The sequence below is a fragment of the Nonomuraea sp. NPDC050451 genome, from assembly GCF_044458585.1.
In genome coordinates this window covers 1-25,528 of sequence record NZ_JBITHZ010000008.1, presented here as the reverse complement: position 1 = coordinate 25,528, position 25,528 = coordinate 1, and the positions used below count along the sequence as shown (strand labels likewise).

Annotated in this window: 22 protein-coding genes, 1 rRNA gene and 1 pseudogene; 6 read left to right on the top strand and 18 right to left on the bottom strand. The window is 70.0% G+C overall.

The features are described from left to right. Together ACIBI9_RS25090 and ACIBI9_RS25085 are read left to right on the top strand one after the other, a co-directional pair. Nucleotides 1–357 (top strand): annotated as a pseudogene (locus ACIBI9_RS25090) (hypothetical protein); the annotation flags it as partial. Between the two features lie 126 nt (nt 358–483). Then, entirely contained in the window at nt 484–1,140 is a 657-nt protein-coding gene (locus ACIBI9_RS25085; RefSeq protein ID WP_397224783.1) for an MBL fold metallo-hydrolase, read from the top strand. A gap of 368 nt (nt 1,141–1,508) precedes the next feature. Here the strand turns inward: ACIBI9_RS25085 and ACIBI9_RS25080 are convergent, their stop codons facing one another. The 13 genes from ACIBI9_RS25080 to ACIBI9_RS25020 all read right to left on the bottom strand — a co-directional run bounded on the left by ACIBI9_RS25080 (nt 1,509) and on the right by ACIBI9_RS25020 (nt 14,145). Then, a complete protein-coding gene (locus ACIBI9_RS25080; protein ID WP_397224781.1) occupies nt 1,509–1,784 on the bottom strand; it encodes a hypothetical protein in 276 nt (91 codons plus the stop codon). A gap of 37 nt (nt 1,785–1,821) precedes the next feature. Beyond that, the gene (gene pssA / locus ACIBI9_RS25075) at nt 1,822–2,646 is read right to left on the bottom strand and encodes a CDP-diacylglycerol--serine O-phosphatidyltransferase (protein ID WP_397224779.1); all 825 of its coding nucleotides are present in this window, start codon (nt 2,644–2,646) and stop codon (nt 1,822–1,824) included. Beyond that, complete coding sequence (locus ACIBI9_RS25070) at nt 2,633–3,274, bottom strand: phosphatidylserine decarboxylase (protein ID WP_364855059.1); 642 nt, start codon at nt 3,272–3,274, stop codon at nt 2,633–2,635. The genes pssA and ACIBI9_RS25070 overlap by 14 nt, the downstream gene beginning before the upstream one ends. Nucleotides 3,275–3,382: 108 nt before the next feature. Beyond that, nucleotides 3,383–4,366 (bottom strand): TerC family protein, encoded by a 984-nt coding sequence (locus tag ACIBI9_RS25065; RefSeq protein WP_397224777.1) that lies wholly within the window; start codon nt 4,364–4,366, stop codon nt 3,383–3,385. Nucleotides 4,367–4,543: 177 nt separating this feature from the next. Next, nucleotides 4,544–5,623 carry a glycosyltransferase family 4 protein gene (locus tag ACIBI9_RS25060; protein ID WP_397224775.1) on the bottom strand — a complete coding sequence of 360 codons (1,080 nt, stop codon included), beginning with the start codon at nt 5,621–5,623 and terminating at the stop codon, nt 4,544–4,546. A gap of 50 nt (nt 5,624–5,673) precedes the next feature. Next, nucleotides 5,674–7,281 (bottom strand): murein biosynthesis integral membrane protein MurJ, encoded by a 1,608-nt coding sequence (gene murJ / locus ACIBI9_RS25055; RefSeq protein WP_397224773.1) that lies wholly within the window; start codon nt 7,279–7,281, stop codon nt 5,674–5,676. Nucleotides 7,282–7,354: 73 nt separating this feature from the next. Further along, nucleotides 7,355–8,218, bottom strand: a complete 864-nt coding sequence (locus tag ACIBI9_RS25050; RefSeq protein ID WP_397224771.1) for a hypothetical protein — start codon at nt 8,216–8,218, stop codon at nt 7,355–7,357. A 1-nt stretch (nt 8,219) separates the two neighbouring features. Next, complete coding sequence (locus tag ACIBI9_RS25045) at nt 8,220–9,197, bottom strand: copper transporter (RefSeq protein WP_397224769.1); 978 nt, start codon at nt 9,195–9,197, stop codon at nt 8,220–8,222. After that, nucleotides 9,194–10,390 (bottom strand): putative cytokinetic ring protein SteA, encoded by a 1,197-nt coding sequence (gene steA, locus ACIBI9_RS25040; protein WP_397224767.1) that lies wholly within the window; start codon nt 10,388–10,390, stop codon nt 9,194–9,196. The genes ACIBI9_RS25045 and steA overlap by 4 nt, the downstream gene beginning before the upstream one ends. A gap of 73 nt (nt 10,391–10,463) precedes the next feature. Next, nucleotides 10,464–12,173 (bottom strand): DNA repair protein RecN, encoded by a 1,710-nt coding sequence (recN, locus tag ACIBI9_RS25035; RefSeq protein ID WP_397224765.1) that lies wholly within the window; start codon nt 12,171–12,173, stop codon nt 10,464–10,466. Nucleotides 12,174–12,278: 105 nt separating this feature from the next. After that, nucleotides 12,279–13,178: an NAD kinase gene (locus ACIBI9_RS25030; RefSeq protein WP_397224763.1), complete on the bottom strand. Its 900-nt coding sequence runs from the start codon at nt 13,176–13,178 to the stop codon at nt 12,279–12,281. Further along, nucleotides 13,175–13,987 carry a TlyA family RNA methyltransferase gene (locus ACIBI9_RS25025; protein ID WP_397224761.1) on the bottom strand — a complete coding sequence of 271 codons (813 nt, stop codon included), beginning with the start codon at nt 13,985–13,987 and terminating at the stop codon, nt 13,175–13,177. Before ACIBI9_RS25025 ends, ACIBI9_RS25030 begins: the two co-directional genes overlap by 4 nt. After that, the gene (locus ACIBI9_RS25020) at nt 13,984–14,145 is read right to left on the bottom strand and encodes a hypothetical protein (protein ID WP_192785752.1); all 162 of its coding nucleotides are present in this window, start codon (nt 14,143–14,145) and stop codon (nt 13,984–13,986) included. Before ACIBI9_RS25020 ends, ACIBI9_RS25025 begins: the two co-directional genes overlap by 4 nt. A 128-nt stretch (nt 14,146–14,273) precedes the next feature. Between ACIBI9_RS25020 and ACIBI9_RS25015 the strand changes: the two genes are divergently transcribed. Then, complete coding sequence (locus tag ACIBI9_RS25015; protein ID WP_397224759.1) at nt 14,274–14,621, top strand: SCP2 sterol-binding domain-containing protein; 348 nt, start codon at nt 14,274–14,276, stop codon at nt 14,619–14,621. A 538-nt stretch (nt 14,622–15,159) separates the two neighbouring features. Here the strand turns inward: ACIBI9_RS25015 and ACIBI9_RS25010 are convergent. Beyond that, entirely contained in the window at nt 15,160–16,131 is a 972-nt protein-coding gene (locus ACIBI9_RS25010; protein ID WP_397224757.1) for an HAD-IIA family hydrolase, read from the bottom strand. Between the two features lie 795 nt (nt 16,132–16,926). Further along, the gene (locus tag ACIBI9_RS25005) at nt 16,927–17,349 is read right to left on the bottom strand and encodes a tetratricopeptide repeat protein (RefSeq protein WP_397224755.1); all 423 of its coding nucleotides are present in this window, start codon (nt 17,347–17,349) and stop codon (nt 16,927–16,929) included. Nucleotides 17,350–17,468: 119 nt separating this feature from the next. Between ACIBI9_RS25005 and ACIBI9_RS25000 the strand changes: the two genes are divergently transcribed. After that, nucleotides 17,469–19,592 (top strand): DUF1015 family protein, encoded by a 2,124-nt coding sequence (locus ACIBI9_RS25000; protein ID WP_397224753.1) that lies wholly within the window; start codon nt 17,469–17,471, stop codon nt 19,590–19,592. Nucleotides 19,593–20,141: 549 nt separating this feature from the next. On the opposite strand, the gene ACIBI9_RS24995 is transcribed toward ACIBI9_RS25000, so the two are convergent. Then, on the bottom strand, nt 20,142–20,561 hold the full coding sequence (locus ACIBI9_RS24995; RefSeq protein WP_397224751.1) for a single-stranded DNA-binding protein: 420 nt from the start codon (nt 20,559–20,561) through the stop codon (nt 20,142–20,144). A 110-nt stretch (nt 20,562–20,671) separates the two neighbouring features. On the opposite strand from ACIBI9_RS24995, the gene ACIBI9_RS24990 reads away from it, so the two are divergent. Continuing rightward, nucleotides 20,672–21,607: an MBL fold metallo-hydrolase gene (locus ACIBI9_RS24990; protein ID WP_397224749.1), complete on the top strand. Its 936-nt coding sequence runs from the start codon at nt 20,672–20,674 to the stop codon at nt 21,605–21,607. Nucleotides 21,608–22,175: 568 nt separating this feature from the next. Here ACIBI9_RS24990 and ACIBI9_RS24985 read toward each other — a convergent pair. Continuing rightward, nucleotides 22,176–23,360 (bottom strand): hypothetical protein, encoded by a 1,185-nt coding sequence (locus tag ACIBI9_RS24985; RefSeq protein ID WP_397224747.1) that lies wholly within the window; start codon nt 23,358–23,360, stop codon nt 22,176–22,178. Here ACIBI9_RS24985 and ACIBI9_RS24980 point away from each other — a divergent pair. Next, nucleotides 23,265–25,217: a hypothetical protein gene (locus tag ACIBI9_RS24980; RefSeq protein ID WP_397224745.1), complete on the top strand. Its 1,953-nt coding sequence runs from the start codon at nt 23,265–23,267 to the stop codon at nt 25,215–25,217. The two genes, ACIBI9_RS24985 and ACIBI9_RS24980, sit on opposite strands and share 96 nt — an antisense overlap. Nucleotides 25,218–25,441: 224 nt before the next feature. Here ACIBI9_RS24980 and rrf read toward each other — a convergent pair. Beyond that, nucleotides 25,442–25,528: ribosomal RNA gene (gene rrf, locus ACIBI9_RS24975) — 5S ribosomal RNA — on the bottom strand; the annotation flags it as partial.

Below are 25,528 nucleotides of genomic sequence, written 5' to 3'. Positions count from 1 at the left end.
AACAGCGCCACCCGCCTGGCCGCCGCCGTCCGCGACCTGCCGCAGGACCGCTGGTCGGCCTGCGTGGAGGGCATGCGCCCGCCCGACCTCCCGGTACGCCGCCTGCGCGAGATCGGTCTTCACCTCGTGGACCTGGCCACCGGATACGGCCCCGCGGACTGGCCCGAGCCGTTCGTCCTGCGCGAACTCCACGACGTACGCGCCCGCTGGCCGCATGCCCCCAGCACGATGAGCGAGATCGTGCTCAAGAACCCGTCGGACGAGCTCGCCGCCAAGTGGCCCGGACTCGGCTCCGGCCCCGGTCGAGGGCACACCGGCCAACATGCTGGCCTGGCTGACCGGCCGGTCGAAGGGTGAGGGCGTTACGCTGGTGCCAGTGGGGCAGTCGTTCACGCCCGAGGGCGCGGCGCTTCCGGAGCCGCCGCCGTGGCTGACGATGCCGGCCCCCGCTGATCTGCCCACGACACCCCCGAAGGACTACCCATGACCTACACAGGTGACGTCCAGGTCGGCGGTCCCGCCGACGTACGCGAGCTGCCCGCGCTCACCATCTACAAGCTCGCCGTCGGCCCGTTCGACAACAACGCGTACCTGCTGCGTTGCGCCGAGACCGGCGAGGGGCTGCTGATCGACGCGGCCGCCGACGCCGACCGGCTGCTCGCCCTGATCTCCGACCAGTCCATCGGCTCGATCGTCACGACCCACCAGCACGGCGACCACTGGCAGGCGCTGGAGCAGGTGACCAAGGTCACCGGCGCCGCGGTGATCGCCCACCCGCTCGACGCGCCCGCCCTGCCCGTGCCGGTGGACCGCACGGTCGAGCACGGCGACACCATCACGGTCGGCGCCGTCACCCTGGAGGTCATCCACCTGCGCGGCCACACGCCGGGCTCGATCGCCCTGCTGTACGACGGCGGCGAGGCGGGGCACCACCTGTTCACGGGCGACTCGCTGTTCCCCGGCGGCGTCGGCAACACGCAGAAGGACCCGCAGCGCTTCACCCAGCTCTACAACGACGTGGTGGAGCGCATCTTCGACCGCCTCCCCGACGAAACCTGGATCTACCCGGGCCACGGCAAGGACACCACCCTCGCCACCGAACGCCCCTCCCTCCCCGAATGGAAGGCCCGCGGCTGGTGACAAAACCCGGCTGCGCATGGACCGCGCGGTTTGAACGGACTTGCGCAGCCTGCGGCATGGGAACGACCGTCTGCAAGCGAGGAGCGCCTCGGCACCTCTGAGGGTGCCGTTCTCTGGATGCCGCCATGGTCAGGCTCACCACGGAGTCGGCCCAGAATGCGCGTCGTCACGGCGAGCAACCCGTGAGCCTTCACGACCGGCCATGACAGACGGCCACCCACGTCGGCGCGTGCGGCCCACCGTGCGCAGCCGTAAAGGATGAAGCCCTTGACCGGCGCGCGGCCCACCGTGCTCAGCCGTAAAGGATGAAGCCCTTGACCGGCGCGCGGCCCACCGTGCTCAGCCGTAAAGGATGGGCTGAAGATTGGTTACTGGCGGGTGGCCAGGACGTGGAGGATGCGGTCGGCGGCGAGGGCGGGGTCGTCGGCCAGGCCGACGAGCTCGCCCCATGACCACCGATAGAACCATCCGTCGGACATCGGCACGCAGTCGACGGTCTCCGCCAGCAGCGCCGTGTCGGGATCGCTGATCCGCAACGCGGGCGGGTAGGGCCGGAGCGTGGCCGTCAGCCCGCGCTGCTCCAGCTCCGTGGCCAGCTTGCCGAGATAGTACGTGCGCGTGTGCTCGCGCGGCGTAGCCGACATGGATCCATCAAAGCCGAAGTAAGACGAAAAATCCCGGTCAGTTGTTAATACGTTCGGCTTCGCGGCGCTGCTCCCGCTTGTAGACCAGCACCCGCAGAGGGATCGCCGCCACGAGCGCGATCTGCATGCTCGCACCGATCTTGATCGGCATGTCGCCGCCCTCGGGCCAGGCCACCCAGAAGGTCAGGAACGCCACGTTCACCATGATCCAGCCCAGGACGCCCGCCAGGAGCTGCCCCTTCGGCTTGGGGTACTCGATCCGGCTGACCATCAGCCACGCCACGGCGAGCACGGCCAGCAGGGACCAGACGCTCGGCTGGAACAGCAGCACGATGGAGATCACGGTCATGGCCCCCATGGGGATGGGCAGGCCCATGAAGTCGCCGCTCTTGGTCTTGACGCAGGCGAACCTGGCCAGACGTACGACGCCGGCCACCAGCACGGCCGCCGCCGCCCCGACCACCATCGGGAACGGCACCTGGTCGGTGAACCCGCCCCAGATCACGACCATGAACGCGGGCGCGAACCCGAAGCTGATGACGTCGGCCAGGTTGTCGAGCTCGGCGCCCATCGCGGAGGCGCGGAAGCGCCGTGCGACGAGGCCGTCGAACAGGTCGCACGTCGCGCCGATGAGCAGCAGCACGATGGCGGTGGCGAAATAGCTGGGAACGGGCGTGAAGTGACCGCCGGCGACCTTCAGCTGCTGGATCGCGGAGTAGGCCAGGACACACACCGCGAGGAACCCGCAGACCGCGTTGCCCAGCGAGAGGGAGTCCGCGGCGGACAGGCGGAACGCCTTGCCGACGGGACCTCGAGGTTCTTCCTCATCCGCCTGCCAACTGCCGGCGTCAGCCGCGGTCAATTCTGGTCACCCCCGCAACCGTCTTCTCACCCACGGACACCGCGGGAGAGATCCCTTCGGGAAGGTAGATGTCGACGCGCGAACCGAACCTGATGAGCCCGATCCGCTCGGCCTGCGCGACCTTCGCACCGCTGCTCACGTACGGCACGATCCTGCGCGCCACCGCGCCCGCGATCTGCACCATCTCGATGTCGCCAAGCGTGGTCTCGAAATGCCACACCACGCGTTCGTTCTGGTCGCTGTCCTTGTTGAACGCCGGCAGGAACCCACCTGCCACATGCTGCACGGACGTGACATTTCCCGCAAGAGGGGCCCGATTGACGTGTACGTTCAGCGGGCTCATGAAGATCGCGACCCGAGTGCGGCCGTCCGGCCACGGGTCGATGCTCTGCACCACGCCGTCGGCGGGCGACAGGATGCGGCCCTCGCCAGGAGTGCGGTCGGGGTCGCGGAAGAACCAGAGCATGCCGCCGGTGAGCGCGCTCAGCGGCACCGCCGCGAGCGCCCAGCGCCGGTCTCGGCGCGTCAGCAGCGCGGTGGCGGCCGCCGCGGCCACCGTCGGGAGGAGCCACGGGGAGACCCCGCGTGCGAGCCTGACGCGGCTCGACTTGGCAGAATCGTCTGACACGTACAACCTTTGGTGGTGACTGGATTGGGCGCTTTGCCGTGATGTTACAGAACTAGCAACTATTACACGGCGCAACTACACAAGCAAAGCGCCTCGAAGCCCTTTTCGCTAGACCTGCTCCGGGTGCGGTTCTTCGCCCTTGCGCGCGTCGATGCGGGCTTTGATCAGGCTGGCCACGGTGGTGATGACCATGGTGGCGCCGATGACCGAGAGCGACACCCAGATGGGAATTTCGGGCGCCCAGGAGACATGGCTGGCGTGCAACGCCTCCAATATCAGCTTAACCCCGATGAACCCCAGGATGAACGCCAAACCGTAGCTGATGTAGACCAGTCGCTGCAGCAGCCCGCCCAGCAGGAAGTAGAGCTGACGCAATCCCATCAGGGCGAACGCGTTGGCCGTGAAGACGATGAACGGGTCCTTGGTGAGCCCGAAGATCGCGGGAATCGAGTCGAGTGCGAAGAGCAGGTCGGTGCTCCCGATCGCGACCATCACGATGAGCATCGGGGTGACCATGCGCTGGCCGTCGATCTTGACGGTGACCTTGGAGCCGACGTACCCGTCGGTGGTGGGGAAGGCCCTGCGCACCCACCTCAGCACGACGTTCTCGTTGAACTCCTCTTCCTCGCCCTTGAGGTGCTGGCGGACGAGGTTGATCGCGGTGTAGACGAGGAAGGCGCCGAACACGTAGAAGAGCCAGCTGAAGCGCTCCAGGGCAGCGGCCCCGAGCGCGATGAAGACGCCGCGCATCACCAGCGCGAGCAGGATGCCCACGAGCAGCACCTTGTGCTGGTATTCCCGTGGCACGGCGAACCTGCTCATGATGATGAAGAAGATGAAGAGGTTGTCGACGCTCAAGCTGTATTCGGTGATGTAGCCGGCGAAGAACTCACCGGCCTTGTCTCCTCCGAATGTGCCCCACAAGATCAACCCGAACACGACGGCGAGGGCGACATAGAACGTCACCCAGTATCCGGCCTGCCGCATGGAGAACTCTCGGGCTTCTCCACGGTCGACTATCCACAAGTCAATGGCGAGGACGACAAGGAGACCGCCGATCACAGCGATCCAGGCCCACACGGGTACAGTCACAACAAGGCCCTCCGGCATGCACGACTCATTGCCGGAGGTCTCTCCCGCCCGCTGAAAACCGCGGACCGGCAGCCCCGGGGGCCCCGTGGAGCGGGGCTGCACCGTGATGACGAGGCTGTCGCGAAGGGATACTCCCCTCCCTAACCCAGGCAGTATATGAGAACCGGTCGGCGCGGCCTAATCATCCTTTGGATCTTGACCACCGTAAACGGCCAGCACGCTCTCGACGGCGTCGTCTTCACCGGGCATCTCCCGCCCCCGCCGCCGGGCCGCCGCGGCCAGCGTTTCCGCAGCTCCGGGCGCTGCGAGCGCCTGTACGGCCCTGCGCAACCCCTCGACGTCCCCGGGCGGAACCAAGATCCCTGCATCTCTCAAAATTTCTGGAATCCCACCCACATCGGAGGCGATTGCCGGAGTTCCTGCCATGAGCGCCTCGCGGAGGGTCAGCGGCTGGCCCTCCCACCGGCTCGGCATCACCAGCGCGACGGCGGCCCCGAGCAGGTCGGGCACGTCGTCCCGGTTGCCCAGCAGCACTACGGGCAGGCTCTCGGCCTGGATCCTGCTCTGCAACGCGCCGCGCAGCGGCCCGTCCCCCGCGACCACGAACAGCGGCTGCCCGGACGGCCACGGCCCGGCGGCGACGTCGAGCAGCGTCTCGAGCCCCTTCTGCTGGGCCAGCCGGGCGATCGTCAGCAGCACCGGCCGGTCGCCCGCACCCAGCTCGTCCCTGACCTGCCGCGGTGTGCGTACCACCGGCCGCAGCCCGGGCGCGGGCACCACGGCGGCCCGCACGTCGCGGGCCCCGAGCCGGGCCATGCCCGCGCCGAGATCCGGCGAGACGACGAGCACGTGATCGGCGCGCCGCGCCACGATGCGCTCCAGGACCCCGTAGACGAGCCCGACGAACCCTCCGGCGGTCAGCGCGTTGTGCAGGGTGACCACCAGTCGCGGCCCGCCCCGCTTCCCGAGGGCGGTCAGCGCCCCGGCCCGCAACCCGTGGGCGTGCACGACGTCGGCGTCCCGGGTCAACCGCCTGATGGCGAGCGCGGTGCGCAGGTCGTTGGCGGGGCGCGGCCGGTCCGAGACGGCCACCGCCGCGAACCGAGCCCCGGCGTCGGCGTACGAGAACTGCTCCTCGACGCTGCGCGGCCCGATGACGGCCACCTGGTGCCCGCGCCGCACCAGCCCTTCGACCAGCATCCGGACATACCGCCCGGTGCCGCCGGACGTGGTGCCCAGCACGAAAGCCACCCGCACAACCCGCTCCTTCCTCGCCGCTCCCGGCCGCCGGGCCAGCAGCGGCACGCTCAGCCCGGCCCGCCCCGGCGCAGCAGCCCGGCCACGGCATCGGCGTCGACCCGATCGACCAGGGCCACGACCACGGCCCCCACCACCAGCGCGACGACGGCGGCCAGGACGGTGGCCCACACGTTGGGCCAGATGCCGCTCGCGCCGACCAGCTCCACCACGCCGGTCCCTGCCAGATAACCCAGGAATCCGCCCCCGGCCGCCGCGGCCGCCGCGCGAGGCAGGCCCGCCACCGCCGCGCTCCCCCGGGCGCGGACCACGGAGCCGAGCAGCAGCGCCCCGCCCACGCTCATGCCCACGCTCATGCCGAGTGCCAGACCGCCGATCTTCAAGCCCGCGGGCAGCGCCAGCGCGAAGACCGCCTGCGCGACCGCCGCCACCACCCACGCCGTCACGGTCCCGGTGGCGACCGCCCGGCCGCGGCCGGCCGCGTAGAGGACCCGGCTCAGATGAGCGATCAGCCCGTATCCGACCAGGCCCGGCGCGAACAGCGCGATGGCGTGGGCCAGCTCGGACGGGGACACGACGGTCTTGAACCCGAGGAACACCACGGCGCCCGGCCCCGAGGCGGCGGCCAGCACCCCGGCGGCCAGCCCGGACACCAGCACCACGGCCCGCGTGGTGCGCGCCGCCAGCTCGGCGAACGCCTGCGGCTCGCCGGCCTGCGCGGACAGCCGGGGGAACGCGCTGGTGGCGATGGGCACGGCCAGCACCGCGTACGGCACCAGGTAGATCGCCCACGCGTAGTTGTAGACGGCGATGGCGCCGGTGCCGATCGCGTTGTTGGACAGCACCAGCACCACGATCGTGGCGGCCTGCTGGGCGAGGAGCGCGGCGATCCCGGCGAAGGCGAGCCGGCGCACCTGCCCGGCCACCCCGTCGGGGAACCGCAGCGTGGGCCGCCACCTCAGCCCCAGCCGGGCCGTGGGCCCGATCACGGCCAGCACCAGGGCCAGCACCCCCAGGCTGGTCCCCAGCGACAGCGCCAGCTCGGCCGGGCCGGGCAGGGTCGCGGGATCGCTGTCGCCGCCGCTGAGCGGCACGAACAGCAGGTAGGCCACGATGACCACGATGCTGGACACCAGGGGCGCGACCGCGGGCCCGGCGAAGCGCTTGTGCGCCTGCAGCACGCCGTAGAGCACGACGGCGACGCCGTAAAGGGGGATCTGGGGCGCGAAGACGACCAGCATCCGGGTGGCGACCGCCGTCACCGCCCCGGTGTCGCACTTGTCGAGGCCCGAGCCGAAGAACAGCCCGATGACCGGCCCGGCGAACAGCGCGGTGAGCACGGCCAGCGGGACGAGCACGACGACCACCCATGTCAGCAGCGCCGAGCTGATCCGCCCCACCCGCTCGCCATCCGGGGCCCGGGTGTCCGCGCCCGCCAGCACCGGGACGACCATCCCGGCCAGCGCCCCACCGACGACCACCTCGAACACGATGTTGGGGATCTGGTTGGCGGTCATGTAAGCGGTCGAGAGGCAGTTGGTCCCCACCGTCTGGGCGAAGGCGTACTGCTTGGCGAACCCGGCGACGCGGGCCAGCACCGTGATGGCCCCGATGAGCATGGCGCCGCCCGCGACCCCCCGCGCCGTCACCACTGCCACCCGGCCTCCCCAGCCCCGCGCCCGATCGCGCCGACGCAGAACATCCTGGCAGGTCGTACCGACAAACGAGCGGTCACACAGGGTCGACCGGACGGCGGCCGAGCATGTCGAGGCGGTTGAGCACGGGGTTGCCGGCGATGACCTTGGTGAAGCTGACCTTCTCCGCGGCGGCGGTCAGCGCCACCACGGTGCCCAGCAGGACGTAGCGGCCCGGGCGGCCCAGCTTGGCGACGGCGGCAAGCCCGAGCAGGGCGCCCAGGGAGTTGGCCCCGGCGTCGCCGAGCATGGCGCGCTCCCCGAGGTCCTCCGGCAGCAGCGCCGCGGCGGCCCCCAGCGGCACGGCGGCCAGCGCCGCGGCTGCGGGCGAGTCGCGGAAGAGGGAGGCGGCCAGCAGCGGCCCGCCGGTCAGCAGGCCCACCTTGATGGCCCGGCCGGGGCGCAGGTCGAAGAGGTTGGCGAGGTTGGCGGCGCCGGCGATGGCGGCGCCGTTGACCAGGGTGTCGACCGGTCCCCGCGAGACGAGGGCGGCGGCGCCGAGCCCGGTGGCGCCGATGCCGAGGATCTTGACGGCGCCGCTGGTGACCTCGCCCCGGGCGAGCGCGGTCAGGTGGCCCTTGAAGCCCTTGGACGACGTGGTGCCGTACAGGTCGTCGTAGGCGCCGAACGCGCCGCTGCCGGCACCCGCGACGAGCGCGGCCAGGCGCAACCGCCCCGGCAGGCCGGGCGTGAGCGCGGCCGCCGTGCTCGCCCCCGCCACGAACGCGGGGCCTTCGAGCAGCGTGATGGGCTCGCCGCGGTGGTTCTTGCGCGTCCAGCGGCCGCTCAGGTCGGCTGGCTTGTTGCGGGTGAACGCGGCGTACGCGAGGCGGGCGGCCGCGGCGCCGATCGCGGCACCGGCGAGCGCGTAGAGGAGGCCACGGGCCTGGGTGGCAGGCATGTCAGCTCCCTGACTGGGTGGTGGGGGACGGAGTGGCGGTCGTCACCGTGGGCAGCATCGCCGAGGCGCCCTTGCCGATGCCGTACTGGCCGGCACGCCCGTTCAGCTGCTCCCGGAGAGAGTAGACGATCGCGACCCGGCCCGCGGGCATGTCGGCGGTATCGACCGAGCTGACACGCTTGGAGACCTCGCCGTCGTCGCGCAGGGCGGCGATCGGGTCGCCGGGCGCGGCGGGGGTCGCGACGGTCCCGGCCAGCACCGTGCCCTTGCCGGCCAGGTCGAGCCCGCCTGCCACGGAGACGAGCGCGCCCGCCTGGACCTCGGCGCTCTCGCCTTCGTACGGCTTCTCCGGCGCGAGCATGACGGCCAGCGTGGCCCGCTTGACCGGGTCGCCGTCGGTCGTGAGCAGCCCGCCCGTCTCGAACGAGCCGACGACCTCGGCGGTGGCGGGGTTGGGGGTGTTCGCCTGCGCCTGGTCGGGGGTGACGAAGGCAGCCGACAGCAGCATGGCGGCCCGGTCCCAGGAGGTGGCCGTGGCCGGGAAGATCATGTTGGCCGGCTTGAGCTGGCTGACCAGACCGTCCAGCACGCCGACGCCCTTGGGGTCGAAGAACTTCTCCGTCAGCGAGGCCCGTCCGGAGATCTCCGCGCCCGCCTGCGTGAGCACCTGCTGCGCGGCCTCGCGAACGGTGGTGCTGGAGCCGGGCGTCTCGACGAGGAGCACCCGCTGGCCCGTCAGGTCACCCGCCACCAGGTCCGGCGTCAGAGCGGTGATGAGCGCGTCGTTGCCGGACTCGCGGCCCTGCAGCGTGTCGAGCTGCGTCCGCAGCTCCTCCTTCGACTTGGTGAGCTGGGCGGCCACCTCCTGCGCCGACTTGACCGCGGGCTCCTGCAGCAGCGTGGTGCCCAGCACGATCCCCACCGCGAGCGCCAGGAAGATCGCGACGATGGAGACGAGGTGATAGCGAAAATCGATCACGAGAAGAGTCCGACCAGCCAGAAGATGAACGCGTTCCAGGCATCTTGCAGACCGTTCAGCCAGGTCTGGCCGATCGGTGAGAGGAAGAGGGCGACGCTCATCGTTATCAGCGCCGTGATCACGAGCAGAAGCAACTGCGGGGTGGAGATACGGCTGCGGTAGAGCCTGCTCACGCCCTTGGCGTCGATGAGCTTGCTGCCGATGATCAGCCGGGTGAGGAAGGTGCTGGCCATGCCCGGCCGGCCCTTGTCGAGGAACTCCTCCAGCGTGCCGTGGGTGCCCACGGCCACGATCAGCTCCGCGCCCTTGTCGTCGGCCAGGAGCATCGCGATGTCCTCGCTGGTGCCGGTGGCGGGGAAGATCACCGCCTCACGGCCGAGCTGGTGGACGCGCTCCAGGCCCGGCGCCCTGCCGTCGCGGTAGGCGTGTACGACGAGCTCGGCGCCGCAGGTCAGGGCCTTGGTGGAGACGGAGTCGAAGTCGCCCACGATCACGTCGGGCAGGTAGCCCGCCTCCAGGAGCGCGTCGGCCCCGCCGTCGACGCCGACGAGGACGGGACGGTATTCGCGGATGTAGGGGCGGAGGGTGGCGATGTCTTCCTTGTAGTGATATCCGCGCACCACGATGAGGACATGTCTGCCCTCCATGGGGGTGCGGATCTCAGGCACGCCGACTCCGTCGATGAGAAGCTTGCCCTCACCGCGAACGTACTCCATGGTGTTGACGGCGAAAGCCTCGATCTGCACGGCGAGCCCGGCGCGGGCCTCGGCCATGGCCGACTCGACGGCCTCGACGGTCTGCTCGCTGCCCTTGCCGACGATGTCGTCGTCGAGGTAAACGACGCCGTCGCTGACGCGTACGACGTCGCCGTCCTTGATGCGCTCGAACAGCTCCTGATTGGCGTTGTCGACGAACGGAACGCCCGCCTCGAGCAAAATCTGGGGCCCCAGGTTGGGGTAGCGGCCGCTGATGCCGCAGGCGACGTTCACCACCGCCGCGGCACCGCATGCAACGAGCGCCTCCGCGCTGACCCGGTCAACGTCAACGTGGTCGATAATCGCAATTTCCCCGGGCTGGAGGCGCTTTGTCAGCCTCTTGGTCCGCCGGTCGATTCTCGCCACTGCCGTTACACCGGGAAGGTCTCCAACCTTCCGGCCGCGGAGGCCCGGCATCTTGCTTCCCGGAACCTTCATCAAGACCATCCTGCCAGAGCGAAACAGCGCAGAGGCCACGCATTACGCGGCGTGTCCGCTATGTCACCCAGGATCACCTGTCTGCCGCGGCAAGTCCCAGGAGTTCTTCCGCGTGGGCCCTGCCCAATTCGGAGTCCTCCAAGCCCGCCAGCATGCGGGAGAGCTCGCGTACCCTGCCCTCGTGGTCGAGCGTGACCACGCCGCTGCGCACCACGCTGCCGTCGCTCGCCTTCTCGACCACCAGATGCTGGTCGGCGAACGCGGCGACCTGCGGCAGGTGGGTGACCACGATCACCTGCGCGGTGCGGGCGAGCCTGGCCAGCCGGCGCCCGATCTCGACCGCGGCCTTGCCGCCGACGCCCGCGTCCACCTCGTCGAACACGAATGTCGGCACCGGGTCCGCCCCCGCGAACACCACCTCGATCGCGAGCATGACCCGGCTCAGCTCGCCGCCGGAGGCGCCCTTGTTGAGCGGCAGCGGCGGCGCGGCGGGATGGGCGGCCATCCGGAGCTCCACCTCGTCGCGGCCCTCGGGGCCGAACTCCTCGCTCTCGGTGAGGTGCACCACGACCCTGGCATGGGGCATGGCCAGCGCCGTCAGCTCCTCGGTCACGGCCTGGCCGAACCGCTCGGCGGCGGCCTGGCGCACCCTGGTGAGCTCGGCGGCCAGGTCGGTGAGCCGCGCGGTCAGCTCCTCGTGCTCACGGGTCAGCTCCTCGATGCGCTCGTCATCGCCCTCCAGCTCGGCCAGCCGCGTGGCGGCCTGCTGCGCCCAGGACAGGACACCCGCACTGTCCTCCGCGTATTTCCGGATCAATCCGGACAGCACGGACCGGCGCTCCTGCACCGCCGCCAGCCGCGCCGGGTCGGCCTCGATCGACTCCGCGTAGGCCGCCAGGTCGGTGGCCACGTCGGAGATCAGGTAGCCGGCCTCGGCCAGCCGGTCGGCCACGGAGGCGAGCTGGGGGTCGAAGTCGCGCACGGCCTCCACGGCCGCCCGCGCCTCGCCGAGCAGCGAGATCACGTCGTGAGGGCCTCCCGCCGCCTCCATGGGGTCGCCGAGCAGCGCGGTGTGCGCGGTGGTGGCGGCGCTGCGCAGCGCGTCGGCGTGCGAGAGCCGCTCCTCCTCGCCGCGCAGCTCGGTGTCCTCGCCCGGCTTGGGGTCGACCTTCTCGATCTCCTCCAGGCCGAACCGCAGCCGGTCGGCCTCCTGCGCCCGCTCCCTGGCCCTGGTGGTCAGCTCCTCGAGCAGCGCGCCGACCTGCTTGTGCCGCTTGTACGCCTGTGAGTATGCCCGCAGCGGCTTGACCAGCTCGTTGCCGGCGTAGCGGTCGAGCGCCGCGCGCTGCCTGGCCGGCTGGAGCAGTCGCTGCTGGTCCATCTGCCCGTGCACGGCCACCAGGTCGTCGGCGAGGTAGGTCAGCGTGCCGACGGGCACCGTGCGCCCGCCGAGCCAGGCCCTGGACCTGCCCTCGGCCGAGACGGTGCGCGAGATGATCAGCTCGCCGTCCTCGACCTCGCCGCCGATGTCCTCGACCTGCTGGGAGACGCGCCCGGCCGGCTGGATGACCAGTGTGCCCTCGACCCTCGCCCGGTCGGCCCCCGGGCGGATGCGCGAGGGGTCGGCCCGGCCGCCGAACAGCAGCCCGAGCCCGGTCACGACCATCGTCTTGCCCGCGCCGGTCTCGCCGGTGACCACGTTGAAGCCCGGCGAAAGCTCGAGAACGGCCTCATCGATGACGCCGAGCCCCTGGATGCGGACCTCCTCGACCCTTGGTCGCACTGCCCACTCCCGTTCACTGCCGTGTCTGATGGTCACCCGCGTCGTCTCCGAACACGTGTGCCAACGTGTGCCCAGGCGATCCTACGCGGTCCCGCCTCCATTGACTCAGGGTCGCACCCTTCCGCGCCAGCCCTGGACAGGAAGCTCGAACTTGGCGACCAACCTGTCGGTGAACGGCGCGCCGCTGCTCTCCACGCCGTGCAGCCGCGCCAGGCGTACGGGCTCGGCGCCTCTGCGCACCTCGACCCGCGAGCCCGACGGCAACTCGAAGCTGCGCCGCCCGTCGCACCACAGGACGCCGCCCGGCGTCTCGGGCAGGATCTCGACGGCCAGCGTGGAGCGCGGCGAGACCACCAACGGCCTGGCGAACAGCGCGTGCGCGCTGATGGGCACCATGAGCAGCGCCTCCACCTCCGGCCACACGACGGGTCCGCCCGCTGAGAAAGCATAGGCCGTCGAGCCTGTCGGGGTGGCGCAGATCACACCGTCGCACCCCCACCGTGACAGGGGGCGGCCGTCGATCTCGGCGACCACTTCGAGCATGCGCTCCTGCTTCTCCACGGTGACCTCGTTCAGCGCCCACGTGTCGGCGATCACCCGGCCGTTCTGCCTGGCGAGAACGTCGATCGTCATGCGCTCCTCGACGTCGTAGCGGCCCGCCACGACGCTGTCGACCGCCTCGGCCAGGTCGGCGACCTCCGCCTCGGCCAGGAACCCGACATGCCCGAGATTGACTCCCAGCAGCGGCGTGCCCGCCGGCTTGGTCAGCTCGGCCGCGCGCAGCAGCGTGCCGTCGCCCCCGAGCACGATCATGACCTCGGCGTCCTTGACCGCGCCCGGGTCTCCGGGCACAGACTCCACGCCGCCGCAGCCGACCTCGGCGTACTCGGATTCGAGCACTCTGACGTTGATACCGGCGTCCACCAGCCGGTTGATGACCAGGCGAGCGCTCTCGACTGCGGCTTCACGCCCGGTGTGTACGGCGACCAGCACGGTCCGTTTCATTGCGGCCCTTCCGCGACGGCACGTTGGATCTCGGCTTCGAGGTCGGCGACAGAGGGCTCGCCCTCCCCTTTGCCTAGCCAGAGCAGATATTCGACATTTCCCGATGGTCCCGGCAACGGGCTGGCGGTCACGCCGCGCACGGTCAGCCCCAGCTCCCGGGCCTTGGCGGCGGCATCACTCACCGAACGCCCGCGCAACTCGGGATCGCGCACGACCCCACCCGCCCCGACGAGGTCCTTGCCCACCTCGAACTGCGGTTTGACCAGCATCACGAAATCGGCCCGCGGCGCGGCGACCGAGGCCAGCGCGGGCAGCACCAGCCGCAGCGAGATGAAGGACAGGTCACCCACGACCAGCGTGGGCGGCTCGCCGACCATCTCGGGGGTCAGGTCGCGTACGTTGACGCGCTCCATCACCGTCACCCGCTCGTCGGTACGCAGCGACCAGGCCAGCTGGCCGTAGCCCACGTCCACGGCGAGCACGTGGGCGGCGCCGCGGCGCAGCAGCACGTCCGTGAAGCCGCCGGTGGAGGCGCCCGCGTCGAGGCAGCGCCGGCCCTCCACCTTCAGGTTCTCGAACGCCTCGAGGGCGCCGAGCAGTTTGTGCGCTCCTCGCGAAACGTAGTCGGGCCCGTCCTCCGACTCCGCGACCACGATGGCGGAGGCGGTCTCGACCTGGGTGGCGGGCTTGCGCGCCGGCTGGCCCCCGACGCTCACCCGGCCGGCCTCGATGAGCTGCGCGGCCTGCTCCCGCGACCTGGCCAGGCCGCGGCGTACCAGCTCGCTGTCGAGGCGGATCCGCCGGCTCACTGCTCTTCCACTGCGGTGGCCAGCGTGGACTCGAGCCCGGAGAACGCCTCGTCGAAGACCTGCACGTGCTCACTCACCGGCAGCTCGCCAAGGCGGCCCAGACCGGCCACGATGGCATCGACCCGCTCGTCGCCGGTCTCCTCCGGCAGCTCACTCATGACTCGACCGTAACGCCTCCCGCGAGCGCCCGGGACCTTGGCAGGCGTGTCACGCGTTGAAGCTCATACGGGGGTGCTACTGATGTGGAACGCTACCGTCCGCAAAGGGAAATGAAAGGATGCGCATCATGGCAAGCGTCGAGGAGTGCCGGGCGGCACTGGTGAAGCTCGTCGCCCAGTTCGACGAGATCGACGAGCAGGATCGCGCCAAACACGTGGTCGAGCGGACGGTCAGCTGCCGGGTTCCCGACCTCGACGTGATCTTCTACGGCCGGCTGCACCACGGAGGGCTCGACCCGTTCACCGAGCATCCGCCAGCGGACGGCAAACCGGCGGACGTCAAGCTCACGATCGCGAGCGACGACCTGATCGCCCTGGTGGACGGGGAACTGGATCTCGCTCGCGCGCTGCTCGGAGGACGAGTGAAGATCGACGCCAGCTTCGGCGACCTCCTCCGCCTCCGCCGACTCCTCTAACAAATCCACCCCACCCAACAACCCCACCACCCCGGCCTTAGGGCCCTCACACGACCCCAACTCTCCCCCAGCCGCCCCCCAAGGGCGGCTCCAACCCACCGCCCCACCGCCCCGGCCCCGGCGTGCCCGACGCCCCCGACGCCCCCGACGCATCGTCCCGCCGAACGCAGCAGGCCGGCTGACGCCAATCAACCGCCACCGGCGTAGCCGCCACGACGGCACCACCCTCCCTCGCGCCAAGCCCACCCCTGCGCCACCCACACCAAGCTCACCAGGGTCGCCCCCGGCGCACCATGCATCCTGAGATATGCGGTGCCACCGGCAGCCCAGCGGCACCAATCGAGCCCACACCAAAGCTCTCGCCACGCCAACCGCGCGACATCACGCAGCTGAGACAGCCGAGCCCGCCGATCTCGACAGCAACAACCACAGCAGCAGCGGCGGAGGCAGCACCAACCGTCCCTGCATTCACCAGCCTCTACCCGGCAACACTTCAGCGAGATGGGCGCACCTCAACGGTGACCCAGCCCCGCGAATCTCAGCCCAACCGATCCAGCACGGGCTTCACCGCGTCCTCCTCGACGCGCCCGTCGCCGGCCACGGCCCACGCCGCGTCGCAGGCAGCCCGCAGCCCATCAATCCGGCTCCCGTCGCCGTCAAGCCGCAGCACGCCGTCGTGCCACCGGGCCTGCCACCCCCCGCAAGCCCCATCCCGCACCTCGGGATAAGACTCCAGCAGCGTGCGCAAATCCTCACCGACATAAGTGGGCCGATGATGCGGTCCTGCCGTCAGCACATCGACAGCCGCCGCCACCCCGGTCAGCACCAGCAGGCTCTCAACCCCCGCATTGGAGGCCCCCTCGATGTCGGTGTCCAGCCGATCCCCCACGACCAGCGGCCGCCGCGCCCCCGTACGGATCATGGACTCCCGGTGCAACGGCGGATCAGGCTTACCCGCATAAACCGGCTCAACCCCGGTAGCCGCCGCGATCACCCGAACCATCGCCCCGTTCCCCGGCAACTCCCCTCGCCCGGTAGGCATCGTGCTGTCCCCGTTGGAGGCCACGAACAACGCCCCCTGCCGCACCGCCAACGCCCCTTCCGACAGCAACCCATACGACAGCCCGGGGGCGATCCCCTGCACCACAGCGACAGGCGACTCGGCGGCGGTAGAAACCGGCCTAAGCCCTCGATCCCGTACGGCCAACCGCAACCCGGACCCTCCGACGACGAGCACGTTCGACCCAGGCGGCACCCTTTCGGCAACCAACCGGGCCGCAGCCTGGGCCGAAGTCACCACGTCGTCAGCTGAGGCCGGCGCCCCAAGCTCACGCAGGTGAGTGGCGATGGCAGCAGGCGTACGAGAGGCGTTGTTGGTGACGTACGCCAGCCGCACCCCACGCCGCTGAGCCTCCTCCAACGCCTCCGGCGCCCCCGGCACCGCATGGCTGCCCAGGTAGACCACACCGTCGAGGTCGAGCAGCAGGGTGTCATACCCGTCGATCAGCACAGTGCCTCCCCGTTTGACTCTCACGCCGCGTGCGACTTTAGCGCCGCCCCAACTCTGACCCATACGAAGGCCGACCATTTCCCCACCCCACCGCCCAACCCCGACCAGTCCTCACCCCACTGTGAGCTTGCGCCACACCAACACCCCTCGCGACAAAGCCCACTCGCGACCGCCGTAGCGTGGCGGGTGACCGTAGCCGCCCCTTCGCGCGCCGCGAACACGCCCACTCACACAGCGGAGCGAGGCTCCCCCCGCTCTGCGCCCCCGGGCGGTGAGCCATGCGTGGAGCTCTGCCCGGCTCGCGAGGGCCTTCTGACAACTCACCCAGGCTCCACACCGCCAGCGCTCCTCATCCCGTCCGCACCCTCACGCCAAAGCTCCACACCGACGGTCACGCGGGCGGCATCCCAAAACCACTAGCTGCACCCAGCAAACCTGAGCAGCCTTCACCTGCGCTGCGGCGCATGAGATCGCTTAATGCCACCCTCACGGCCCGCCGCCGCACCCTCTCGCCGCCGGACATGACGGGCACCCCCGCCATCGCCAACCGTCGGCCCGCCAGACCACGCCATTGCCGACCGCGCAAATCCCGCTCGAGAACGACAAAAACGCCGCTTACCGTCCACTCACATACCAGGCTTGACTCAAGAGGCCGCTCAAGATCCAACCCATCGCCAGAACGATGCAGGGCATCGCTCAACGCGCATCCCCACACCGGAACCACACGAGTTCAGACAGCCGAAGGAGACAACCACAAGAGACCAGGACCGCTGCCCGATACCCCACGCCCTCCGACTACATTTCGCGACGAGCTCGCAAGGTAGCGCGAACACTCTTCAAAGCCGACACATAATGCCGCTCATCCGGCCTCATGGCCACCGCGATGGCCAGGGGCTCCTGGGCCCCCTCCACATCCCCGGTCCGCCACAACGACAACCCCAAGCCAAAGTAGGCATAATCCTCGGCCGGATTAGCATTCACGATCTGGCGGAAACTGGCGGCAGCCTCCGCGTACTGCCGTGAATTGAACTGCGCCCGAGCCAACGCCTCCAGAATGCTGCGCGATTCGGGTTCGGCCGCGGCGGCACGCTCCAGCAGCGCGGCAGCGGCAGCCGGGCTACCTTCTTTCAGCAATCTCACCCCACGCTGATACCAGTCGTAAACTCCGCCCCCGGGAGCACCTGAGTTCTCGTCCTGAACGTTTCCATCGTGGGCCATGCGTGAGGACTCCTTCATCGCTGAACGAGGGCCCGCTTCGCCCTGCTGCGGAACGGGCACGGGCTGCAACCATGGGGCGACTTCCGGAAGGCACAAGCATTTATGGGAGCATGCCCGGTATGGGGACTCCTGAACTGCCGATGCCGGACGGGCTGGTGCTGCGACCCTTCCGAGGGGTACGTTTCGCCGTCGAAGATCCCGCCAAGGTGACCTCCCCACCATACGACCTGATCTCCGACGCCGACGTGGACGCCCTCCTGGACTCCCATCCGAACAACGTCGTCCGCCTCATCCTTCCCCGCTCGCCCCGGAGCGATTCCTCCACCAAGTCACCGGCCCCCCACCGGCAACAGGAACCAGGCGCTACCCCTGGCGCCCGAATTTCACCCAGCACCGCGCCGCACCGCCCGTCGGCCGACGGCGAGCCGACCACCACCGAACAGCAGGCGTCCACTCCTCCCACACCGTCCGACGCCGGGCTCGAAACCCGCTACGCCGAGGCCCGGGACACGCTGAGGGCCTGGCTGGACACGGGTGTCCTGGTGGCGGACGACGTTCCGGCGCTCTATGTGTACGAGCAGAGCGGGCCGAACGTCCTGCAACGAGGCTTGATCGGCGACGTGGGCCTGGCCGATCCGGGGCAGCGCATCATCCTCCCCCACGAGGACGTCATGCCCGGCCCCATCACCGACCGGCTCGCCCTCATGAGCACCACGCAGGCCAACCTCGAACCCATCTTCCTCCTCTACAACGGCGACAACGGCACGGCCACTCGCCTGGTGAACGAGGTGGCCTCGAAACGACACCCTCTCGTGTCCGCCCACACTGAGGACGGCCTCACGCACCGCCTGTGGGCCATCACGGACACCTCAGAGATCAACGCGATAAACGCCGACCTCCACGACCGCCAAGCCCTGATCGCCGACGGCCACCACCGGTACGCGACGTACCGCGTACTCCAACGCCAGGAGCACGCCACCCATCACTCACCTCGGCCCAACCTGTCGGTCTCCACCACCACCAGACCCGAACCACCCGACATCCCTAAGACGCCACCATCACCACCGGGCACCGCCACGTCAGAAGCCCACCCGTCCCGGCCTGCCACCATTTCAAAGGCCGAGTCGCCCACCCCCCTGGATGCAGAACCATCCACCACCCAGACACCCAGCGCCCTGGACGCCGAACCATCCACCACCTCAGAGACGCTGGCACCCAGCGCCCTGGACGCCGAACCATCCACCACCTCAGAGACGCTGTCGCCCAGCACTTTGGACGCGGGACCATCCACCACCTCAGAGGCGTTGGCACGCAGCGCCGCAGAGGCAGAGTCGGCCGCCACTCCCAAGGCGCACCCGCTCACCACCGCCGCGCATCCCGCCACCACTCCACAAGCCGAGCAGCCCGCCATCTCAGCAGCTCAACCCGACGCCACGTCCAAGGCCCTACCGTCTCCCTCTGACGTCGAGCCAACGGCTCCCCCACCTCATCCCGCCATCCCCTCGGATCCGAAGACGCTCTCCCCCAGCGGGAACCTCGGGGTGGATGGGAAGTCGCCGATCCCTGGGGTCCCCCATGCCTCCCACATCTCCGGGACCTCTGCTACCGCCGGTGTCTCCGGTGAGGCCGGATCCGGGCGCTCCGGCGGCCGCCGTTCAACTCCAGAGCCCGTTGTCGGGCCGTGGGACTTCGGGCTGGCCCTGCTCGTCGACTCCACCGCGTACCCGCCCAATCTGCAGGCCATCCACCGCGTGATCCCCGGCCTTCCCCTCGCCGAGGCGACCACCAAGGCCAGGGCTGCGTGGCGCGTTCACGACTTCGACGACTTGGCGCAGGGTCTGGTCGCCCTGAAGGAGGCTCCGGAGCCGGCCTTCCTGCTCGCCGGGGAGGGCGGCACGCACCTGCTCACCGACCCCGACCCGGTGCAACTCGCCCGCGCCATGCCGCCCGACCACTCCGACCGTTGGAACTCCCTCAACACCTCCGTGCTGACGGAGTTCGTCCTGCCGAAGGTGTGGGGTATGCGCGACGACGAGCAGGCCGTACGCATCGTCCATCACGACACGGACGCCGCGGTGCGACTGGCCATCCGCACCGGCGGCACCGCGGTGCTCCTCAAGCCGCTCGCGGTCGACGACGTGCTGGCTGTCGCTGCAGGCGGCGAACGAGTCCCCCGCAAGTCCACCTCCTTCGGCCCGAAACCCAGAACCGGCCTGGTCCTCCGTACGTTCGACATCGACTGACGCAGACGCCTCCTCCCAACCGTGGCGCCTGATTCTTCACAACCGCTGCCGTCTGATCGAGTGCAGGGGCTCCCGCCGTGCATGAAGCGCGCCGCGAGCATGGGGACGCCCTCGCCCCTGTGCGAGAACTACCCGTGCGCGATGGCACTCACGGAACGGCGCACGCCCCAGCACGATCACCCGTCCGGGGACCGCCCCGATCAAACGGTCAGCCCAGCCGCCCACCAGCGAGCGCGTCCTGGCCGAACGACGCCGCGTGATGGCCGCGAACATTACCGCTGGCCGCAGAGGCCGGCCATGCTCTCTCGGTCGAGGCATACGCCGTGCCCGGTCGAGGGAATCTACGCCTGCGGCGGCCAGCTCGCCCCCCACGGAGAGCGGGCCGGGCGGCCTCCGGCGCTCTCCGCACGCCAGCCCGCAGTGTCCGTGGTGCGCCAGTGTCCGTGGTGCGCCAGTGTCTCCGGTGCCGCCAGTGTCCCCGGTGCCGCCAGTGTCCCCCGTGCCGCCAGTGTCCCCGGTGCGGCCAGTGTCCCTGATGCGGACACTGGCTCAACTTGCTGGGGCGAGGTAGACCACTTGGCGGGGGATCAGGGCGGCGAGGCTTCCGTGGGGGCTGAGGGTGGGGTCGTCCGGAAGGTCCGTGGGGAGGGGAACGTCGGCTTCGTACGGTCTGGCGGAGCTCACCTCCACCTCGTACCGCCAGATCTTGGCTGCGGACGGGCCGAAGACGCGGCAGCGGAAGGAACCTGTCACCTCCATGTAGTCGCGGGGTTTGAGGCCACGGACTGTGGCTGCCGTCTCCGCGTCGAAGGTGACGCACGGGATGCTGTCGGTCAGGGCCGCGCCGCGTCGGTTGCGGCGGCGGCGCACGATGATGCGCCACTTCGCCACGGTGTCGCCGCTGGGCAAGGAGTGCTCCTCGACCCCCGCCGACAGCCGGCCTACCAGCAGGACTTCGTTTCGGTCCACTGTCGTCCTCCGATCGGTGCTCTGGTGGAGATCACTATCTACGATGAGGAGGAGGCCGGATCGGTTGGAATGCCGTTCTGGGGACAGCGGCTGGAGGGTCGGGAGTTCCTGTGGAAAACATCACCGCGTTGGGTGGCGACGTCTATGAAATCGACACCAAAATGGCTGGATACACGGGTATCACGGCCGGCTATCTGATTTTGGGGGATCGGCCGTGCCTCGTGGAGACGGGCACCTCGACCTCGGCGCCTGTAGTTCGCGATGCGCTGGCCTCGCTCGGCGTCGGCCCGGAGGACCTGGCCACCGTCGTGGTGACGCACATTCATCTGGATCATGCCGGTGGCGTGGGCGACATCGCCAAGTTCTTCCCGTCCGCACAGATCGTCGTACACGAGAAAGGCGCCCGCCATCTGGCTGATCCGTCACGGTTGATGGCGAGCGCGCGCATGGTGTGGGGTGACAAGCTCGACACGCTATTTGGTGAACTGTCCCCCACCGAGGCCGAACGCATCGTGGCCCTCGGCGACACCGGAGCCATCGACCTGGGCAACGGACGCACGCTGAACAGCCACTACTCCCCTGGGCACGCGAAACACCACGTGGGCCTGATCGACTCCGCCACCGGCGACCTGTATGTCGGCGACGCGGCCGGCGTCTACCTCCCTGAGACGGGCGATCTCCGTCCGGCGACGCCGCCGCCGGACTTCGACCTGCAGACGGCGCTCGACTCGATCGGGTTGTTCGGGGCGCTTGGGCCGCAGCGGCTGCTGTTCAGCCACTATGGGCCGGTCGATGCCGTACAGGAGACCTTGGAGCGGTCTGCGGAGGAGCTTCGCATCTGGGTTGATCTCACTCGGCAGGCTCATGCTGAGGGGATGGATCTGGACCACGCTGTCGCCATGGTCAGGGATCGCACCAAGGATCGGTATCGGGCGTTGGAGGCTGAGGCTGGGGAGGATGGGGCGGCTGAGCAGTTCGAGCTGTTGAGTGGTGCTCCGTCGAACGTGGCGGGGATCCTCCACTGGCTCAACCGCGTCTCACCGTAGCCGCGCGTTGTGGGAGGTGCCGGGCGATGGGGGCGGGCAAGTGTCCCCGCCGTCGCCCGGCCCGCTTTCGTCCCCTGGCCAATGCCCAGAGGTCGTGCGTGCGTCGGTTCTCGGCGTCATACGTGTCAGGGGTCATGCCGTTGCACGTGCGCCGGCCTCGTCGACGTCAGGTGCCTGCGATCAACGCGTGTACGGGCCGCCAGGCGCACACGCGGCTCCTCGTCCTCGGACACCCGCGTAACTCCGCGTCACCTGACGCGTGCAAGTTCCTCGCCGTCAAAGACATGCAGGATTCTCGACGCGAGACGGGTGCGGGACTTCACGCGGATCGGACGCGTATGGGATCTCAGGGCCGCCAGACGTGAGCTGGGTTCCTCGGCACCGTACGCGTGCCGAGCTCTTCGCCCTCAATCGCGGGGGATCCTCACGATCAAGCCGTACGGGATCCCTCGAGGCGTTCGTCATTCAATGCGACCGCGAGCGGTCGCCCACCCCGTCCCCGCCGTAGCGGACCGCCTTGACCGTCGGGTGGCGACGGTAGCGGTCCGGGTACGGCGGGGATGTGGTGTCAGTCGTCGGACTTGCGCTTGACGTCTGAGGCGGGCTCGTCGGACTCGTCGTTGAGCGTGTCGCCGAAGTTGGGCTCGATGAATGCCGGGGTGATGCCCGGTGCCTCGGCCTGCTTCGCAGCCTCCGGAGCAGTCCGCTGCTCGTCAGTGCCCTCGTCAGCGTCGGCGGGACCGGTCTGCTCGGGCGCTTCGGCCGCGGCAACCTGCTGTCCACGATCCGATGCGTCCGCCGGGGCCGCTTCTCGCGACTCCTGATCCCGTACGTCTGCCGAGGCCGCTTCCTGCGGCTCCTCTTCCAGAACGTCCGCAGTGGCCACGTCTTCCGACTGGTCTTCCAGGACGTCGGCCGGCGCCGCTTCCCGCGGTGCCTCCTCGGCCGGGGCCGAATCCGGTGACTCCTGATCGACTACGTCGGCGCGCGCCTCGTTCGAGACGTTCTCCGGGGAGGACAGGAGGTCGCCCGCTTCGGCCAGGGCCGTCGCGTCATCCACGTCCTCGGCCGCCTCAGCTGCCTCGGCCGCGCCGGCGTCGTCGAAGTCGTCCTCGTAGTCGAAGTCCTCCTCGACGTCCTCGATGACGGACCCGGTCAGCTCGGCGTAGCGTTCGGCGGCGTCCGTCTCCCCGTCCTCGTCGAACGCCATCGCCCGCCCGAACCAGTCCGTAGCCGCCTCCTGGTGCCCGGCCTCGGCCAGAGCGTCCGCATACGCGAACGCCAGCCGCGCCGACCACGGCCTGGGCTGCGGGTCACGCAGCTCAGGGAGGCGCTGCAGGGTGATCACGGCGGCGTCGTGCTGGCCCAGGTCACGGCGGGCGCCGGACTCGACGATGGTCAGCTCGATGCGTCCGGCTCGGTCGAGGCGCTCGGCCTCTGGCGAACGTACGAGATCAAGCGCCCGCTCCGGACGGCCGAGACCGCGCTCGCAGTCAGCCATGACCGGCAGGTACGCGTCAGAGCCCGTCATCCTCCTGGCCGCGCGCAGATCGCTCAGCGCCTCGGAGAAGTGTCCCGCACGGTAGGCGACGATGCCCGCGGCCTCCCGTACGACGCCGATCCTGGCCGCGAACCTACGTGCCACCTTCGTGTGCTCGTGCGCACGGTCGGGGTCGTCGTCCTCGAGCGCCCGTTCGGCGGCGACGAGATGCCGGCCCACCAGCTCGGCGAGGTCGCCGGGGAGGGACCTCAACTCCTCGCGAACTTCCTTGTCGAGCTCGTCCGCGGTGATGTCGGGCGCGACCTCGGGAAGCTTCTCGCGCTGCGGGGCCTCGGCCTCGCGGTCGGACCTGCCGTACCTGGCGCGGGTGCCCGAGGAGCCGGGACGCTCGTCGCGGTCGTCCCGCGAGAACGGCCGCGAGTCCCGACGGGGACCGAAACCGCCTTCGCGACGGTCGCCGCCGCCACGCGGGCCACGGTCGCCCTCGCGCCTGCCGCCGAATCCGCCTTCACGACGGGGACCCCGGTCCTCCCGGAACCCACCTTCGCGGCGGTCGCCGTAACCGCCTTCCCGGCGGGGGCCGCGGTCGTCCCTCGAGAACGGACGCGAGCCTTCGCGCCGGGGGGCGTAGCCACCCTCGCGCCGGTCACCGTAGCCGCCCTCACGACGGGGGCCGCGATCATCCCGATCCCGGAACGGACGACGCTCGTCACCCTCACGACGCGGACCGCGATCGTCGCGGAACCCGCCCCCGCGGCGCGGGCCCCGGTCTTCACGGAACCCACCCTCACGACGGGGACCCCGGTCATCGCGGAACCCGCCCTCACGACGCGGGCCCCGCTCATCGCGGGGAGCGCCCTCACGACGCGGACCGCGGTCATCGCGGGGAGCGCCCTCGCGACGGTCGCCATACCGGCGCTCGCCGAAGCCGCCTTCCCGACGCGGACCGCGGTCGTCGCGGGGACCGCCCTCACGGCGGTCGCCGTACCTGCCCTCGCGCCGATCGCCGAATCCGCCCTCACGACGGGGGCCGCGATCATCCCGATCCCGGAACGAACGACGCTCGTCACCCTCACGACGCGGACCACGATCGTCACGGTCCCGGTAGGTACGACGATCGTCGCTCCGGGGACCCCGATCATCACCCTCGCGCCGAGGGCCACGGCTGTCGCCGAAGCCGCCCTCGCGGCGCGGTCCTCGGTCATCGCGGAAGCCGCCCTCGCGACGCGGACCGCGATCGTCACGGAAGCCGCCCTCGCGGCGCGGTCCTCGGTCATCGCGGAAGCCGCCCTCGCGACGCGGGCCGCGATCGTCAGGGAAGCCGCCCTCGCGGCGCGGGCCCCGGTCTTCGCGGAACCCACCCTCGCGGCGCGGACCGCGGTCATCGCGGGGAGCGCCCTCGCGACGGTCGCCATACCGGCGCTCGCCGAAGCCGCCTTCCCGACGCGGACCGCGGTCGTCCCGGGGAGCGCCCTCACGGCGGTCGCCGTACCTGCCCTCGCGCCGATCGCCGAAGCCACCCTCACGACGGGGGCCGCGATCATCCCGATCCCGGAACGGACGACGCTCATCCCCCTCGCGACGCGGACCACGATCGTCCCGATAGCCCTCGTCGCGCCGCGGCGTCCTGTCTCCACGATCGTAGGGGCGCGACCTGTCATCGGAACGGAACGGACGGTCGCCGCCGGAGTCTCGCCCGCGAGAGCCGTACCCGCCGCTCCTGCCGCCTCCGCTGGAGCGCCCGTCCCCGTAGTCGCCGCGCCCGCGCTGTCCGCCGTCCGATCCGTTATCTCTGTTCACTTCTGGTCCATTTCGTTGGCTCACCCAGCGGACTCACAACGACGGTCCACCGTGGCTGGTCGCCGCCCTCAGGCCTTACGCGACGAAGGCCACCCGTGGGGTGGCCCGGTTCCTACCAGCCTAGCAAGCCCCAGTACGTCCATGAGCCCGGACGCAAGCCATATATCGGCGGGACCACAAACGCAGGGTCAGCGAGGGTGTTCGCCATGTCACTACGCCTCCGCGAAATATCTGAATCCACGTCCAGATCCTGATCCCTACCGCTGGGATCCGCCGGCGTCGAAGCGATCGATGCCTGTCCTCTATTAACGAAGACAGCGGAGGAGGCACTCGAATTGCGAAACAGCGCACAGCCGTGCCCTCCAGGCAACAGCACACTTACCGAAATGTGCGCTCGAAGCCAATGTGGCCGGTGTTAGTGCAGGGGCGGGCAGCAGGCCGTACGAGAGAGCGCCTCACGGCCCCGCCCCCCGGAGGCACGACACAAAAAAAAGGGGGTCCGACGCCCAAGGCGTCGAACCCCCTCAAAGATTGTCCGGCGGCGACCTACTCTCCCACACCCTCCCGAGTGCAGTACCATCGGCGCAGAGAAGCTTAACTTCCGGGTTCGGAATGTAACC